Source organism: Streptomyces sennicomposti, assembly GCF_019890635.1.
Classification (GTDB): domain Bacteria; phylum Actinomycetota; class Actinomycetes; order Streptomycetales; family Streptomycetaceae; genus Streptomyces; species Streptomyces sennicomposti.
Genome location: NZ_JAIOAB010000015.1, coordinates 12266 through 28492 on the forward strand (window position 1 = coordinate 12266; position 16227 = coordinate 28492).

16 protein-coding genes, 2 tRNA genes and 1 pseudogene are annotated in these 16227 nt (G+C 73.2%); 17 read left to right on the forward strand and 2 right to left on the reverse strand.

Going from position 1 to position 16227, the window contains the following annotated elements; all coding sequences use genetic code 11:
• Positions 1-104 precede the first annotated feature (104 nt).
• The 6 genes from galE (at position 105) to K7787_RS11450 (ending at position 6530) form a co-directional block, all read left to right on the forward strand.
• Complete coding sequence (gene galE, locus K7787_RS11425; RefSeq protein ID WP_223001342.1) at positions 105-1076, forward strand: UDP-glucose 4-epimerase GalE; 972 nt, start codon at positions 105-107, stop codon at positions 1074-1076.
• Between the two features lie 220 nt (positions 1077-1296).
• Complete coding sequence (gene proB / locus K7787_RS11430) at positions 1297-2403, forward strand: glutamate 5-kinase (protein WP_019982348.1); 1107 nt, start codon at positions 1297-1299, stop codon at positions 2401-2403.
• Between the two features lie 133 nt (positions 2404-2536).
• Positions 2537-3124 (forward strand): DUF8830 family protein, encoded by a 588-nt coding sequence (locus K7787_RS11435; protein ID WP_164388888.1) that lies wholly within the window; start codon positions 2537-2539, stop codon positions 3122-3124.
• A 253-nt stretch (positions 3125-3377) separates the two neighbouring features.
• Entirely contained in the window at positions 3378-4664 is a 1287-nt protein-coding gene (locus tag K7787_RS11440; protein ID WP_019982346.1) for a glutamate-5-semialdehyde dehydrogenase, read from the forward strand.
• A 123-nt stretch (positions 4665-4787) separates the two neighbouring features.
• Entirely contained in the window at positions 4788-5348 is a 561-nt protein-coding gene (locus K7787_RS11445; RefSeq protein WP_019982345.1) for an SCO2584 family spore wall biosynthesis protein, read from the forward strand.
• A 111-nt stretch (positions 5349-5459) separates the two neighbouring features.
• A complete protein-coding gene (locus K7787_RS11450) occupies positions 5460-6530 on the forward strand; it encodes an SCO2583 family membrane protein (RefSeq protein WP_009188575.1) in 1071 nt (356 codons plus the stop codon).
• Positions 6531-6795: 265 nt separating this feature from the next.
• Here K7787_RS11450 and K7787_RS11455 read toward each other — a convergent pair.
• A pseudogene (locus K7787_RS11455) lies at positions 6796-7939 on the reverse strand (M48 family metallopeptidase).
• A 190-nt stretch (positions 7940-8129) separates the two neighbouring features.
• Here K7787_RS11455 and K7787_RS11460 point away from each other — a divergent pair.
• From K7787_RS11460 to K7787_RS11490, 7 genes are all read left to right on the forward strand, one after another.
• Positions 8130-8294 (forward strand): hypothetical protein, encoded by a 165-nt coding sequence (locus tag K7787_RS11460; RefSeq protein ID WP_019982342.1) that lies wholly within the window; start codon positions 8130-8132, stop codon positions 8292-8294.
• 148 nt (positions 8295-8442) lie between these two features.
• Positions 8443-8592, forward strand: a complete 150-nt coding sequence (locus K7787_RS11465) for a hypothetical protein (protein WP_019982341.1) — start codon at positions 8443-8445, stop codon at positions 8590-8592.
• Between the two features lie 91 nt (positions 8593-8683).
• The gene (nadD, locus tag K7787_RS11470) at positions 8684-9358 is read left to right on the forward strand and encodes a nicotinate-nucleotide adenylyltransferase (RefSeq protein ID WP_009188571.1); all 675 of its coding nucleotides are present in this window, start codon (positions 8684-8686) and stop codon (positions 9356-9358) included.
• 16 nt (positions 9359-9374) lie between these two features.
• The gene (locus K7787_RS11475) at positions 9375-11318 is read left to right on the forward strand and encodes an LCP family glycopolymer transferase (RefSeq protein ID WP_223001343.1); all 1944 of its coding nucleotides are present in this window, start codon (positions 9375-9377) and stop codon (positions 11316-11318) included.
• A 76-nt stretch (positions 11319-11394) separates the two neighbouring features.
• The gene (rsfS, locus tag K7787_RS11480; RefSeq protein WP_009188569.1) at positions 11395-11841 is read left to right on the forward strand and encodes a ribosome silencing factor; all 447 of its coding nucleotides are present in this window, start codon (positions 11395-11397) and stop codon (positions 11839-11841) included.
• On the forward strand, positions 11832-12509 hold the full coding sequence (locus K7787_RS11485) for a histidine phosphatase family protein (protein WP_019982338.1): 678 nt from the start codon (positions 11832-11834) through the stop codon (positions 12507-12509). Before rsfS ends, K7787_RS11485 begins: the two co-directional genes overlap by 10 nt.
• 127 nt (positions 12510-12636) lie before the next feature.
• Positions 12637-12709, forward strand: a tRNA-Ala gene (locus tag K7787_RS11490).
• A 23-nt stretch (positions 12710-12732) separates the two neighbouring features.
• Here K7787_RS11490 and K7787_RS11495 read toward each other — a convergent pair.
• Positions 12733-13710: a helix-turn-helix transcriptional regulator gene (locus tag K7787_RS11495; protein ID WP_247720785.1), complete on the reverse strand. Its 978-nt coding sequence runs from the start codon at positions 13708-13710 to the stop codon at positions 12733-12735.
• 261 nt (positions 13711-13971) lie between these two features.
• Between K7787_RS11495 and K7787_RS11500 the strand changes: the two genes are divergently transcribed.
• The 4 genes from K7787_RS11500 to K7787_RS11515 all read left to right on the forward strand — a co-directional run bounded on the left by K7787_RS11500 (position 13972) and on the right by K7787_RS11515 (position 16091).
• Positions 13972-15381 (forward strand): MFS transporter, encoded by a 1410-nt coding sequence (locus tag K7787_RS11500; protein ID WP_223001384.1) that lies wholly within the window; start codon positions 13972-13974, stop codon positions 15379-15381.
• 69 nt (positions 15382-15450) lie between these two features.
• The gene (locus K7787_RS11505; RefSeq protein WP_019982335.1) at positions 15451-15624 is read left to right on the forward strand and encodes a hypothetical protein; all 174 of its coding nucleotides are present in this window, start codon (positions 15451-15453) and stop codon (positions 15622-15624) included.
• Between the two features lie 3 nt (positions 15625-15627).
• Positions 15628-15861 (forward strand): hypothetical protein, encoded by a 234-nt coding sequence (locus K7787_RS11510; RefSeq protein WP_003976229.1) that lies wholly within the window; start codon positions 15628-15630, stop codon positions 15859-15861.
• A gap of 157 nt (positions 15862-16018) precedes the next feature.
• A tRNA-Ala gene (locus K7787_RS11515) sits at positions 16019-16091 on the forward strand.
• Positions 16092-16227 lie beyond the last annotated feature (136 nt).

Sequence of the window (16227 nt, forward strand, 5' to 3'; positions counted from 1 at the left end):
ACCTTCGAGCGATTCGTCACGCAATGCCCTGGTGTGCGGAATTCGATTTTCCCCGGGCCATCGGCCAAGGTGGTCGAAACGGTACGGACAGAGGAGACGGGACCATGAACTGGCTGGTCACGGGAGGCGCCGGTTACATCGGGGCGCACGTGGTACGCGCCCTCACCGAGGGCGGCGAGAGCGTGGTCGTCTACGACGACCTGTCGACCGGCTCGGCCGACCGCGTGCCCGACGGCGTGCCGCTGGTCGTGGGCACCGTGCTGGACGCGGAGCTCCTGGAGCGCACCCTGCGCGACCACGACGTCTCCGGTGTCGTGCACATCGCGGCCAAGAAGCAGGTGGGGGAGTCCGTCGAGCGGCCCCTCTACTACTACCGGGAGAACGTCACCGGTCTGCAGACCCTGCTGGCCGCCATGACCGCCACCGGCGTCGACCGGATCGTCTTCTCCTCCTCCGCCGCGGTGTACGGCATGCCGGACGTGGACCTCGTCACCGAGGACACCCCCTGCGTGCCCATGAGCCCCTACGGCGAGACCAAGCTGGTCGGCGAGTGGCTGATCGCCGCCGCCGCCCGGGCGCACGGCCTCAAGGCCGCCGCCCTGCGCTACTTCAACGTGGCCGGCGCCGCCACGCCCGAGCTGTCCGACTCGGGCGCCTTCAACCTCGTCCCGATGGTGTTCGAGCGGCTGGAGGCCGGCCGTGCGCCCCTGATCTTCGGCGACGACTACGCCACGCCGGACGGCACCTGCGTACGCGACTACATCCACGTCCAGGACATCGCCTCCGCCCACCTGGCCGCCGCCCGCCGCCTCGCCGACGCCCCCGAGGGCACCTCGCTCGTCCTCAACATCGGCCGGGGCGAGGGCAGTTCGGTGCGCGAGATGGTGGACCTCATCCTCAAGACGACCGGCCGGGAGGACATCGCCCCCGAGGTGACCGACCGCCGCCCCGGCGACCCGGCGCGCGTCGTCGCCTCGGCCGACCGCATCCGCGCGGAACTGGGCTGGAGCGCCCGGCACGGCCTGACCGACATGATCGAGTCCGCCTGGCAGGGCTGGCGCCACCGGCACGGCTGAGACGCCGCGTGTTCCGTTGTCGTCTCTGAGGCACGTGGCCGGCAGACCGGCAGCCGATGGCCCGGGGGCCGATGGTCCGGTGGTTGAAACGGACGGGCGTCGGCCCACCCCCTTCGCGTAGATTCGGCGTGGACTGCCGGTGCGGCGGCCGGATCGACGCGAAGGGCAAGAGGACAAGGTGGCAGGGGCAAGGCAGGGCGGGACCGCGGCCAGGCAGCCGGTGGTCGGGGCCCGCAGGATCGTCGTCAAGGTGGGCTCCTCGTCGCTGACCACCGCGGCCGGCGGCCTGGACGCCGACCGCGTGGACGCGCTCGTGGACGTGCTCGCCAAGAGCCGGGACGGCGGCGAGAAGGAGATCGTCCTCGTCTCCTCCGGCGCCATCGCCGCCGGACTCGCCCCGCTGGGGCTGCGCCGCCGCCCCAAGGACCTCGCCCGCCAGCAGGCCGCGGCCAGCGTCGGCCAGGGCCTGCTCGTCGCCCGCTACACCGCCTCCTTCGCCCGCTACGGCGTCCGCGTCGGCCAGGTGCTGCTGACCGGCGACGACACCAGCCGCCGCGCCCACCACCGCAACGCCTCCCGCACCCTGGACAAGCTGCTGGCGATGGGCGCCCTGCCCGTCGTCAACGAGAACGACACCGTCGCCACCGACGAGATCCGCTTCGGCGACAACGACCGCCTCGCCGCCCTCGTCGCCCACCTCGTCCACGCCGACCTGCTCGTCCTGCTCTCCGACGTCGACGGCGTCTACGACGGCGACCCCAGCAGGCCCGGCACCTCCCGGATAGCCGAGGTGCGCGGCCCCGCCGACCTGGCCGGCGTCGAGATCGGCAGCGCGGGCAAGGCCGGCGTCGGCACCGGCGGCATGGTCACCAAGGTCGAGGCGGCCCGGATCGCCGCCGCCGCCGGCATCCCCGTGGTGCTCACCAGCGCCGTCCACGCCGCCGACGCCCTGTCCGGCGGCGACACCGGCACCTACTTCCACCCCACCGGCAAGCGCTCCGCCGACCGGCTGCTCTGGCTCCAGCACGCCTCCACCCCGCAGGGCTCGCTCACCCTCGACGACGGGGCGGTCCGCGCGGTCGTCGAGGGCCGCAAGTCGCTGCTGCCGGCCGGCATCGCCGCCGTCGAGGGCGACTTCACCGCCGGCGACCCGGTCGAGCTGCGCGACGGGCGGGGGCGCGCGGTGGCCCGCGGCCTCGTCAACTTCGACGCCAAGGAGATCCCCCGGCTGATCGGCCGCTCCACCCGCGAACTCGCCCGCGAGCTGGGACCGGCGTACGAACGCGAGGTCGTACACAGGGACGGTCTGGTGGTCCTGGAGCCGTAATGCCCCGAAACGTCCGGACAGCCGGGCGTGGAATGCGGGGACGTTCCGTAAAACCGCCCCATGAAGCCGTGCGGGCTGCTGCACTTTGTCCGAGGGACACATTCCGCACGAGCACTGGGTGAAGGAGGCCGTCGTGAGACGAGTACGCCCTGGGGCGGCGGCGTCCCGCGGTGGTGCCGGCGGGTCCCCCTCCCGTACGACCGGCGGGGAACGCGCCCTGACCAGCGTGGCGACCGGCGACCGCCACGACCAGGAGCGCGAGGCCGGCCAGCCGCGCGGCCCGGAGCGCACCGCCGAGGACGCGCGGGAGGCGCGCGAGCCGGGCCGGACGGCGCACGAGACGGGACCGGCGTGCGACGGCCGCGCACAACCGGCGGACCTGCCCCGGCTGTGGCACATCACCCTGCGGGTCTCCGGCGCCCGGACCCCGGTCCAGGAGGTCCGGCGCGGTCTGGAGCAGCTCGCCCACGACCACCCCTTCCTGCTGACCAGCCGCTACGCCGACGACCACGCGGAGGTCCGCTACTGGGAGGAGGCCCGCGACCTGCACGACGCCGCCGCCGTCGCCCTCCGGCTGTGGGGCGAGCACCGGCGCACCGCCCAGCTGCCGCCCTGGGAGATCGTCGGTCTGGAGGTCGTCGACCGCGACGCCTACCACCAGCGTCTCGCCGAGGGCTACGGCCCGCCCCCGGCCACCCCGGTCGGCGTCCACCCCTTCTGAGGGCGCGAGCAGGCAGCCCGGCTTCTCGGGGCGCACGCCGGTGGCCCGGCTTCTGGGGGCGCACGCCGGTCGCCCGGCTTCTGGGGGCGCGCCGGTCGCCCGGCTCCTGGGGGCGCGCGCCGGTCGCCCGGCTTCCGGGAGCGCGCGCCGGTGGCCCGGACGTCTCCCGCCGGTCCCTTTTGACCCGTCTCGCGGCGTCTCGGGGTGTGGGACGTCCGGTGAACGGGCGCGCGCCGCGCACTACCCTTCCCCCATGACCACGCTCTCGCCGTACGACTCGATGTCCCCGGTCGCCCAGGCCGCCTACCGGGCCAAGGCCGCCGCCGCCGACCTCGCGCCGCTGCCGCGCGCCGAGAAGGACGACGCGCTGCTCGCGGTCGCGGACGCCCTGGAGGTCCGCACCGGCGAGATCGTCGAGGCCAACGCCAAGGACGTCGCCAAGGCCCGCGCGGCCGGCACCGGCGAGGCCATCGTGGACCGGCTCACGCTCACCCCGGAGCGGGTGCGGGCCATCGCCGCCGACGTGCGCGACGTGGTGGCGCTGCCCGACCCGGTCGGCGAGGTGGTCCGCGGCTCCACCCTGCCCAACGGGCTCGACCTGCGCCAGGTCCGCGTCCCGCTCGGCGTGGTCGGCATCATCTACGAGGCCCGCCCCAACGTCACCGTCGACGCCGCCGCCCTGTGCCTGAAGTCGGGCAACGCGGTGCTGCTGCGCGGCTCCGCCTCCGCCTACGAGTCGAACACCGCCCTGGTCCGGGTGATCCGCGACGCGGTCGGCGGTGCCGGGCTGCCCGCCGACGCCGTGCAGCTGGTGCCCGGCGAGAGCCGGGACAGCGTGCGCGAGCTGATGCGCGCCCGCGGCCTGGTCGACGTGCTGATCCCGCGCGGCGGCGCCTCCCTGATCCGGACCGTCGTCAACGAGTCCACCGTCCCGGTGATCGAGACCGGCACCGGCAACTGCCACGTCTACGTCGACGCCCAGGCCGACCTCGACATGGCCGTGGACATCCTGGTCAACTCCAAGGCGCAGCGCCCCAGCGTCTGCAACGCCGCCGAGACCCTCCTCGTCCACCAGGACATCGCCGCCGAGTTCCTGCCGCGGGCCCTGGACGCGCTCGCCGACGCCGGGGTCACCGTGCACGCCGACGAGCGGGTGATGGCGTACGCCAAGGACTCCCGGGCCACGGTCGTCGAGGCCACCCCGGAGGACTGGGACACCGAGTACCTGTCCTACGACATCGCCGCCGCCGTCGTGGACTCGCTTGACCGGGCCGTCGCGCACATCCGGCTGTGGTCCTCCGGCCACACCGAGGCGATCGTCACCACCTCGCAGCAGGCCGCCCGCCGGTTCACCCAGCTGGTCGACTCCACCACGGTCGCCGTGAACGCCTCCACCCGCTTCACCGACGGCGGCCAGTTCGGCTTCGGCGCGGAGATCGGCATCTCCACGCAGAAGCTGCACGCCCGCGGCCCGATGGGGCTGCCCGAGCTGACCAGCACGAAGTACATCGTCACCGGCGACGGGCACATCCGCCGCTGACGGTCCGGGGCCGCGAGGGGCCGCCGGACGGCCCGCCGGCGACGGCCGGAAACCGCGTCTCAGCAGGTGGATGAATTTCCGTACCGTCTGCCCAAATTGACCCCCCAGGTCTACTCTGGGTCTGTGCCGGAGGACGTGGGGGGCACGCCGTTCCCTGACGGCTGGGAGCCCGACGACGACCACGACCGCGGGGTGTCGGACGAAGAGTTCGCCTCCGTGGTCTTCGACGAGGCCTTCGTACAGGCGGCCGTGATCCACGAGCCGACCGCCGTGGAACGCCTCCTGGCCGCCGCGCAGGCCAGAGCCGAGGCCTCCGAGGCCGAGGCCCGAAGAGCCCACGCCCGCGGCGAGCGCTACGACGACGCCTACGGCCGCCGCGGCTACGGACCCGAACACGATTTCGACGACCTGGACGATCCCGACGTCCTCGACGGCCCCTACGGCGGCCCGGGAGCCTTCGGGAAGCAGGTCCGCTGGCATCGCCCCGTCGCCTGGGTGCTCGCCCTGGTGATGGGCATCGGCATGGTCGCGCTGGCCTTCGCCGCGGTCTACCGGGGCGGTTCCTCCGGCGACCGGGACCAGGTGCCGCCGCCCGCCTCCGCCGGCCTGGAGCAGGGCACCGCCGCCGCGCCCTCCGCCGGCCACTCGCGGCCGCCCGTCCCGGCGGCGCCGCCCACCCGCTGACGGCCGGGGCGCGGTCCCGGGGGAGCCGGGCCGTCGTCTGGGTGAGGGCATGTCAGAAGTTGGCCTGCGGTGGGGTGTTTACCCGCGCTGCGCGGAACCCACCCTGAAAGTATGGGAGGGCGTGGAGAGCCGCCCGATGGGCCCCCCGAGGGCGCCTTCTCGGGCGCGGAGGACGAATACCGGTCCGTCGTCTTCGACGAGTCGTTCGTCCGTGCTGCCCGCCTCCAGGAGTACTCCGCCCAGGAGCGGACGATCGACCACACGCCCGCCGTGCGCCGCCGCCGCACCCCGCACACCGGGCTGTCCCGGCAGGCGCTGGCCCTCCTGCTGGTGATCGCGCTCGCCTTCGCCACCGCGATCTTCATGGGCATCCGCACCCCCTACCGCAGCACCCTGGCCGAACGGCCCGTGGAGGAGCTGCGCACGACCGTCGTCCCGCTCGCCCCGCAGGGCCCGGTGCCCGGCGCCGCCGACCCCCAGGAACTGTACGCGCACAGCCGGGCCGCCGACTTCGAGGTCGGCGCCGAGGGCATCCCGTGGCCCGCCCACGGGAGCACCGCCCACTTCTCCGACAGCCAGGTCGTCGCCGCGCTGACCTACGCGCGGGACTACATCGTCGCCTCGTCCCTCGACCCGGCGGTGCTCGCCGGCGGCTCCCCGGACGCCGTGCGCTCGCTGCTCGACCCGGGGCAGCTCGACCAGTTCGACCAGAGCTTCGCGCACCCCGCCGCCGACGGCCGGCATCTGCCCACCGGCTGGCTCGTCCGCTTCGACCCGGCCCGCGTCCGGCTCGCCGACCCGCGGATCCGGATGCGGGGCAGCCTGCGGACAGCGGAGACCGACGCCGACACCCTGGAGGTCGCCGCGGACCCCACGGTCGTCTACGCGCTGAGGCCGGCCGGCGCCGCCGCCGACGCGCGGGCCTCGCTGTTCACCGTGCGGCGCGAGCTGCTGTTCCGCTTCGACCGCGACGACCTGCGGCTGCACCAGGTCCAGCTGGTCTCCAGCAGCGTCCAGGCCGGGCCGCTGTCCTGCCCCGGGGACAGCGCCGAGCGCTTCCGGCCGCTGCTGGCCGGGCAGAGCGCGCAGGCGGGCGGCCCCGCTGCCACGGACCCGTACGCCCCGGACGCCGCCCCAGCCCTGTGCGGCGCCCTGGCCCCGGACGCCGAACCGAAGCCGTGAGGCCGCGCGGCGGGGAGCGCGGCGCTTGTCACCCGGTCGCGGGCCGGCCGTCGCGGGCCGGCCGTCGCGGGCCGGCCGACCGGGCGCGGTCGGGGGGCCGGGGGAGCCCCAGGGGCCCGGAGACCCGGGGAGTCCCGGAGGCCCGGGGGAGGCCCGGGACCCGCAGGTCGGAGACCCCGGCCCGCAGGCCCGGGACCCGCAGGCCCGGCCCGCAGGTCCGGGACCCGGAGGCCCGGCCCGGGGGTCCGGCCCGGAGGTCCGGTGGTCAGTCCCGGTCGTCGGACGGGGTGCCGTCCGTGGGCGGCCGGTCCTTCGGGCCGGCCTCGGGGCCGTCCCCGGAGTCGCCCTCGGCGCTGCCCTTGGGCGGGGCCGACGCGAAGCCCTCGAACCCGCGCCGCACCCGGCCGCCCAAGTCACCGGCCCCGCCCGCCAGATCGCTGACCAGCTTCATCAGCGGGTCCTTGGAGCTCTTCACATGGTTGGCGTAGTGCGCGGCCGACTCGCGGAACGAGTCGCCGACCGAGGTGTCCTTGTCCTCGTTGCGCCGCGGGTAGTGGCCGTCCAGGATCCGCTGGTAGTCGCGCGACTCCGACCACTTTTTCAGCTCGGCCGCCCGCACGGTGGCGAACGGGTGGCTCCGGGGCAGCACGTTGAGGATCTTCAGCACGGAGTCGCGCAGGTCGCCGGCCTCCTCGTACTCCTCGGCCTGGCGCAGGAACGCGTCCACGTTCATCTCGTGCAGATGGTTGCCGCCCGCGATCTTCATCAGACCGCGCATGGAGGCCCGTGGGTCCTGCCCGACCAGCAGCCCGGCCCGGTCCGCCGACAGCTCCGACTTGCGGAACCACTCGCGCAGCGCCGTCACGATCGCCGTGATCGCCAGAGTGCCCAGCGGGATCCACGCCACCCGGACGGCCAGGCTGGTCAGGAACAGCAGGATCGTGCGGTACACCGCGTGGCCGGACAGGGCGTGCCACCTCGTGCCCGATGACCGCCCGCATCTCCTCCTCGTCGAGCAGTTCCACCAGACCGGTGGTCACGACGATGACCGGCTCGTCCAGACCGACGCACATGGCGTTGGGCTGCGGGTCCTGGTTGACGTACATCGGCGGGACCTTCTCCAGGTCCAGGATGTAGCAGGCGTCCAGCAGCATGTCGTGGAGGTGGGTGAACTGCTGGTCGGAGACGCGCACCGAGTCCGACAGGAACAGCAGCCGCAGGCTGCGCTCGGGCAGCAGACCGCTGAGCGCCTTGAACACCGTGTCGAAGCCGCTCAGCTTGCGCAGCGCGACCAGCGCGGACCGGTCGGCCGGGTGCTCGTACGCACGCGAGGAGATCCCCGGGAAGCGGCTGCGCCGCCGGCTCGGCACCTTCTCGTGCCCGTTGTGCTGGCGACCGTCGTCGGACATGTCATCCCCCATGTGCGTCAGATGCGTCTGTGTGTACGCCTGTGTACGTGTATGTGTGGCCGTGTACGGCTGTACGGCCGCTGTAAGGCATGTGCGGCCCTTTGCCGCTCATGTCGCCGATGCGCCCCCGAGGCGGGAGCCGGCCCGGGCGGGGATACCGTGGACGGGCAGTCAGCGAAGGAGTCCCGCCATGGAGCACCATCCCGCAGTCGTCCGGCTCACCGAGGCCGCGAACACCACGGCCCAGCATCAGGGATCGGGGGACCTCCTTCGGATCGTCCTGGTCGTGATGGTCCTGGGGTGCGTACTGACCGGCTGGTTCCTGTTGCGCGGCTACAAGCGCAACGACGACTGAGCCGCCCGGAAGGTTCCCCTCCGCCGACGGCCGCCGCCCGGGACCCTGTGCGGGCCGCAACGGCGGAGTCGGCGTGAGCGGTGCGGAGGGGGCCGCTTACGATGGGCCGACATCTTTATCCCGCCCACACCTGGATAGGTCTGCCGAGATGAGCCTCCACCGCGCCGCCGCCCCGCTGGTCAACCTCGCCGAGGGCGGCAACCACGAAAGTCTCAACCCCGCGGTGACCGGCGGAGCCGCGCTCGTCATCCTGCTGCTCCTGCTGTGGATCACCACCCGCTTCAACCGCGACCGCTGAGCACCGCCGCAGCCCCTGCCGGGCCGGGCGGAACCGCTCCCGGTGATCTCCCGGACGGGGACTACAGGCCGGGCCGGTAGGGTCTGCACGCATGGGAGAGCAGGACATGCCTACCGGTCCGGCGAGTGACACGGTGAAACACCCCGGACCCGGGCCCGGCGGCGGCCCCGCGACGTCGGGCAAGCGCCGCCTCGGCGTCATGGGCGGAACGTTTGACCCGATCCACCACGGCCACCTCGTGGCGGCCAGCGAGGTCGTCGCGCAGTTCGACCTGGACGAGGTGGTGTTCGTCCCCACCGGCCAGCCCTGGCAGAAGAGCCACCGCCAGGTCTCCCTGGCCGAGGACCGCTACCTGATGACGGTCATCGCGACCGCCGAGAACCCGCAGTTCTCCGTCAGCCGTATCGACATCGACCGCGGCGGCCCCACCTACACCGTCGACACCCTGCGCGACCTGCGCGCCCTCAACCCGGACACGGATCTGTTCTTCATCACCGGCGCCGACGCGCTCGGCCAGATCCTGACCTGGCGCGACTCCGAGGAACTCTTCTCCCTCGCGCACTTCATCGGCGTCACCCGGCCCGGCCACCACCTCAGCGACCCCGGCCTGCCCGAGGGCGGCGTCTCGCTGGTCGAGGTCCCGGCCCTCGCCATCTCCTCCACGGACTGCCGTGCGAGAGTCGCCAAGGGCGACCCCATCTGGTACATGGTGCCGGACGGAGTCGTGCGCTACATCGCCAAGCGCCAGCTGTACCGCGGCGAGTGAGCCGAGAGGGGCACCGGTGAACGACCGATACGACGCTGGGTACGGGGGCGACGCGGGGTACGGCGGCGAGGAGTACGAACTCGTCGGCTACGACGAGTACGGCCGGCCGGTCTACCGCCCGGTCCCCGCACAGCAGACCCCCGAGCAGACGTACGACGCGTACGGGCAGCAGGGCTACGGCCAGCAGAACCACCCACAGCAGTCCTACGGCTACGACCCGTACGCGACGGGCGGGCAGCAGCAGGGCGCGCCGTCCGGCTACGGCGGCTACGACACCGGTCAGCAGGCCCCCGTCCCCGCCTACGACCCCTACGGCGCCCACACCGCCCAGGGCACGCACACCGGCTACGACCCCTACGGGACCGCCGCCCCCGCCGCCCCGTACGACCCCTACGGCCAGAACGCAGGCGGGCAGCAGCCGCGCCCCGGCGGCCAGACCGCGCACATCCCGCAGCAGACCGGCCCGGCGCAGCACCCCGGCCCGGCCCAGCCCTACGCCCCGGCCGGGACGCACGGGACGGCCGACGACGACCGGACGGCCGCCGGAACCGAGGGCGCCGACCGCTTCGGGACCGACGGCGCCGACCGCTTCGGGACGGACGGCGCCGACCGCCTCGGGGACGGCCGCGCCGGCGACGGCCCGGAGGAGTCCGGTCCCGGCGAACCGGACTACCGCACCGAGCAGTTCGCCTTCGTCGAGGAGCCGACCGACGACTCCGAGGACGTCATCGACTGGCTGAAGTTCACCGAGAACCGCACCGAGCGCCGCGAGGAGGCCCGCCGCCGCGCCCGCAGCCGCGTCATCGCCCTGGTCGTCGTGCTGGCCCTGGTCGCGGTCGGCGGCGTCGGCTACCTCTGGTACGCCGGGAAGCTGCCCGGACTGTCCTCCGGCGGCTCCAAGACCGGCGCCGCCACCGCCGCCGGCGCCCAGAAGCGCGACGTGGTCGTCGTCCACCTGCACGACACCGCCAAGGGCGGCACCTCCACGGCGCTGCTCGTCGACAACACCACCACCAAACAGGGCACCACCGTCCTGCTGCCCAACTCCCTCGCGCTGACGGGCGACGACGGCACCACCACGACGCTGGCCAAGTCCGTCCAGGACGACGGCTCCTCCGGGACCCGCGACCAGCTCGGCGCGGTCCTCGGCACCGACATCGAGGGCACCTGGCGCCTGGACACCCCCTACCTCCAGAACCTGGTGGACCTGGTCGGCGACATCGAGGTCGACACCGACGCCGACGTACCCGACCCGGACGCGAAGAAGTCGGACGCGAAGAAGACCGGCGCCGCCGTGCTCGTGCACCGGGGCCAGGACCAGACCCTGAGCGGCAAGATGGCCGTCGCCTACGCCACCTACCGCGCCCCGGGCGAGTCCGAGACCGCCCAGCTCCAGCGGTTCGGCCAGGTGATGCAGGGCGTGCTGCGCAAGCTGTCCTCCGACCCGCAGGCCGCCACCGTCACCGTGCAGACGCTGGCGCAGATCCTCGACCCCTCGCTCACCGACAAGGACCTCGGCTCCTTCCTGGCCAAGCTCGCCGAGCTGGCCAAGGGCGGCGACTACAAGTCGGCGCTGCTGCCGGTCCAGCCCGACGGCACGCTGAGCGCCCAGACCAGCGACAGCGTCGTCAAGGAGATCCTCGGCGGCACCGCCAAGAGCCCCGACCAGGGCTCGGCCGTGCGCGTCTCGGTCCGTAACGCCTCCGGCGTCAAGGACGACACCGAGAAGGCCCGCGTGGTCCTGCTCAACGGCGGCTTCACCTTCCTGGAGGGCGGCACCGCCACCACCCGGTCCGCCTCCCAGGTCCTCTACGCCGACGACGAGGACAAGCAGAACGCCACCGAGGTCGCCAAGACCCTCGGCCTGCCCACCGGCTCCGTGACGAAGGGCACGGTCACCGGAAACGCCGACGTCTCCGTCGTCCTCGGCCGGGACTACAAGCCCGCCGACGGGCAGTGATCGCTTTATCGCGTGGGACGCCGTCGGCGGTCGTGAGACCCTTGGTGTCAAGTGACCGCCGACGGAAAGCCATGCAGTGACCGCGACCGACCGCTCCATCGAGCTGATCAACACCGCCGCCCAGGCGGCCGCCGACAAGCTCGCGCACGACATCATCGCCTACGACGTCAGCGACGTCCTGTCGATCACGGACGCCTTCCTCCTGGCGTCCGCACCCAACGACCGCCAGGTCAAGGCCATCGTCGACGAGATCGAGGAGCGGCTCCACAAGGAGCTGGGGGCCAAGCCGGTGCGCCGCGAGGGCGACCGCGAGGCCCGCTGGGTCCTGCTCGACTACGTCGACATCGTCGTCCACGTCCAGCACAGCGAGGAGCGCGTCTTCTACGCCCTGGAGCGGCTGTGGAAGGACTGCCCCGAACTCGACCTGCCCGCCGACGCCAAGGCCACCCGGGGCAAGGCCGAGGAGCACGCCAAGCTGCAGGCCGCCGAGGAGTCGGCGGAGCCGGACGGTGAGTGGCGGTGACCGGCGCCGGTGAGGGGGCCGGCCGCACCCCTGGCCGGGGCCGCCGCGTCATCCTGTGGCGGCACGGCCAGACCGCGTGGAACGTGGAGCGCCGCTTCCAGGGCTCCACGGACGTCGAGCTGACTGAGACCGGCATCGGCCAGGCCCGCCGGGCTGCCCGCCTGCTGGCCTCCCTCGGGCCCGACGCGATCGTCTCCTCGGACCTTCGGCGGGCCGCCGCGACGGCCGCCGAGCTGGCCGCCCTCACCGGCCTGGAGGTCACCCGCGACGAGGGCCTGCGCGAGACCTACGCCGGCGTCTGGCAGGGCCTGACGCACGAGGAGATCATCGCCCGGCACGGCGCCGAGTACGCCGCGTGGAAGCGCGGTGAGCCGGTGCGCCGCGGCGGCGGCGAACTGGAGACCGAGGTCGCCGACCGCGCCGCCCCCGTGGTGCTGCGGCACGTCGAGAAGCTGCCCGAGGACGGCACCCTCGTGGTGGTCAGCCACGGCGGCACCATCCGCACCACCATCGGACGCCTCCTCGGCCTGGAGGCCCACCACTGGGAGAGCCTCGGCGGCCTCTCCAACTGCTGCTGGTCCGTCCTCGGCGAGGGCGCCCGCGGCTGGCGGCTGCTGGAGCACAACGCGGGCACCCTGCCGGAGCCCGTCCTCGGCGACGACACCTGAGCCGCCCCGGGCCGGGTCCGGCCCCCGCCGGACCCGATTTCACTTTCCGGCAGGTCGCAGGCTAAAGTTCTTCTTGTTCGCCCCGCCGAGCGGGAAGAACGCCAAGCGGCTCAGCTGCTTGGAGCGAGGGGCTATAGCTCAGTTGGTAGAGCGCCTGCATGGCATGCAGGAGGTCAGGAGTTCAATTCTCCTTAGCTCCACGGATCGGCACTCTGTTGAGTTGTCAAAGATCGGTGATGAGAATCCCGTCCCCCCAGGGGACGGGATTCTCTGCGTTCCACCCCTGGGCGAATGCTTCGGCCTCCTCCTGTGTCGGAGACCACAACCGCTCCCTCCTGCCTCTGAGCAGCGCGACCTTCGCGCTCGTCTCGGCGTCGTCCGGTATGTAGGTGACGATGCGGCACTCCGGCAGCCCGTCGATCGACAGGGAGACGGCGGTCATCCGCAGCTCGCCCACTGACTCCTGCCGGAACGTCTTCACCCGCGGCCCCGGCGGTATCACCTCGCAGCTCGCCCACAGCCGTGCGAAGCAGTCGCTGACGGCCGACAGGGCGCGGATGAAGTCCTCCCACGCCGGCTCGCCCACATGCCGGCCGTAGTTGGACCGCAGCGTCGCCACCATCACCGGCAGCTCCCGCTCCCGGTGCACCACCGGGCAGGTGTCCGCCGGGCCGGTGAACAGCGACCACAGCACGTTCGGCACGCCCGTCCCGCGCATCGCGGGCAGCGCGTACAGATCGCGGTAGGCCGCGTTGGCCGCCAGCACGTCGTACCGCGAGTTGTAGACCACCGCCGGATTCGGGTCGAGGGCGTCCAGCACGAGCTGCACCTCCGGCCCCACCCGCTGCACCGGCGGCTCCGGAACCGGGTCGAAGGGCACCTCCGCCAGCCGGTACAGATGCTCCCGCTCCGGCGGGTCCAGCCGCAGTGTGCGCGCCACCGCGTCCAGCACCTGCGCGGAGGCGTTGATCGGCCGGCCCTGTTCGAGCCAGGTGTACCAGGTGACGCCGACCCCCGAGAGGTGGGCGACCTCCTCGCGGCGCAGCCCGGGAGTGCGCCGCCGCAGTCCCGGCGGCATCCCCACGTCGGCGGGCGTCACCCGCGCCCGTCTGCTGCGCAGGAACGCCGCCAGCTCCGGCCTGCGGCGCTGCGCCGCCCGCGCCCGCGCATCCCCCGTCCTCCGTGCGTCCCCCGTCGGCATCAGGTCACCCCCACGTCCCCCGTCGACATACCGCCACCCCGTCGTCCCCTTCTCATCGTCGGCGTCCGGCCCCTTCCTTGCCAGGTGCTGTCAGTACCAGCATCGTCGGGCACTCGGCACCCGTATCCGGGCGCGGCCAGGCTCGGCGGCATGACCACCACACCCCGGACGGGACTGGATCCCTCCGTGCGTCCGTCCTCACTCTCTGTCACCAGTGAAGCACCCGCCACTGACAATCGGTCCCGGCCGCTGCTCGCCACCGTGCTCGCCGCCCAGTTCATGGCGCTCCTCGACGTGTTCATCGTCAACGTCGCCGCCCCGACCATCGGCGCCGACCTGCACGCCTCGGGCGGCGATCTCCAACTGGTGATCGCCGGATACGCCATCACCTACTCGGTCCTGCTGATCACCGGCGCCCGGCTCGGCGACCGGTTCGGGCCCGGCCGGGTGCACCTCGCCGAACTGGCCCTGTTCACCGCCGCCTCGCTCGCCTGCGGCCTGGCCCAGGGGGCCACCGAGCTGATCGTCTTCCGGCTGGTCCAGGGCGCCGGCGCGGCGCTGATGATCCCGCAGGTGCTCAGCCTGATCCAGCGCACCTTCACCGGCGAGGCCCGGGCGCGGGCGCTCGGCGCGTACTCGGCGGTCATCGCGGTCGGCGCGGCGGCCGGGCAGATCGTGGGCGGGGTGCTGGTCGCCGCGGACCTGTTCGGCACGGGCTGGCGGCCGGTCTTCCTCGTCAACGTGCCGGTGGGCGCCGTACTCCTGGTCGTGGGCCGCCGCGTCCTGCCGCGCGGGGCGGAGGCCGTGGGAGAGGGCCCGGGGAAGCGCTCCGGCGGGGCGTCCGCCGGCGCGGGCGCCCGGCCGCGCGGCCTGGACCTGCCCGGCCTGGTGTTGCTCGGCGCGGCCGTCTCGCTGCTGACGGTGCCGCTGGTGCTAGGGCAGGAGGAGGACTGGCCGCTGTGGTCCTGGCTGTCGCTGGCCGCCTCCGCGGTGCTGTTCGCGGTCTTCGGAGGGTACGAGTCGCGGCTCGCCCGGCGCGGCGGCGCGCCGCTCATCACGCCCCGGGTGCTGCGCCACCCCGGCATGGGCCGCGCCGTCTTCCAGATCCTGGCGGTGATGGCCGTCAACGGCGGCTTCCTGTTCGCGCTCACCCTGCATGTGCAGGGCGGCCTCGGCTACAGCGCGCTGCGGGCCGGCCTCACCTTCGTGCCGACCGCGGTCGTCTTCGGCCTGGTCGGGCTGACCTGGCGCCGATGGCCCGCCCGGTGTCAGCGATGGCTGGCCCCGGCCGGGTTCGCGCTGGCGGCGCTGTCGGTGACCGGCGTCGCCCTGGCGTTCCGGGGCGGCGGCGACGGCGGCGCGCTCGTCCACCTCTCGTTCGCCGGCGTGGGCGGCGGGCTCGCGCTCGGCTTCAGCCCCACGCTCACCGGCGCGCTGGCCGCCGTACGGCCCGAGGACGCGGCGGACGCCAGCGGGCTGCTCGCCACCGTCGCGCAGCTCGGTCAGCTCATCGGAGTGGCGGCGTTCGGCACACTGTTCCTGGGCCGGCTTGAGTCGCTCGGGGGTCTGGGAGCGTATACCTCTGCGCGGGCGCTCTCGGTGTGCATGTTCGCGCTGGCCGGGACGGCGGCGGCGGGCGCCGTGGCCGGACTGGTACCGAGGCGTCGCTGACCGTATCGGCCCGGCCGTGGCAGAATCAAACGGCCGGAAGGGGGCGCGGCCCGACGGGAGGGAGTACCGATGCCTGCGAGCATCCTCGAGGAGGTCGGTCGCCTCCTCGGCGCGGCGTTGCCGGGGAACACGGCCACCCGCCTCCTGTGCCCCTCCTGCGGCAGTCTCCATGTGGCCCAAGTCCTCGGTGACAACGGCGGCATCTCGTACGTCTGTACGGCCTGCGGCCACAGCTGGAGCTGAGTGATGGGTGCACACAGGCGGAAGTGCGACTGGTGCGGCAGCGGTACGCCGATCGTCCGCGACATGGAGCCGGTCAACCCCGACTACCAGTACTGGTGCGAGGAGTGCGCGCGGGCGCTGATCATAAAAGGCGACCCGATCGAGACGTACCGCGAGCTGGAGGGCGAGCCGATCTACGGCCGGCTCCTGGAGGAGCACTGCACCCTCAAGCGCTTCTATTCGTTCGTCACGGCGTGACACGCGCTGTCGACCGTCGGCCGGGGTCCTGCGCGGACCCCGGCCGAAGTCGTGCACAGCGGTCATACGGGGCACACCGGAAACCGATTTGGTGGATCACCCCCTCGACCGTGTAATGTTGGCATCGCCGCCGGGGAAACCGGGCGGAACACCGCGAGGGGCTATAGCTCAGTTGGTAGAGCGCCTGCATGGCATGCAGGAGGTCAGGAGTTCAATTCTCCTTAGCTCCACAGTAGTCGAGGGCGGATCATTCGATCGGATGATCCGCCCTCGGTGTTTTCCCCAACGCTTCCCGTCCGCCGCGCACTTCGCGCGTCGCACGGCCGAACGGCGGGCCACCCCGGGAAGGGTGACCCGCCGTGGCGG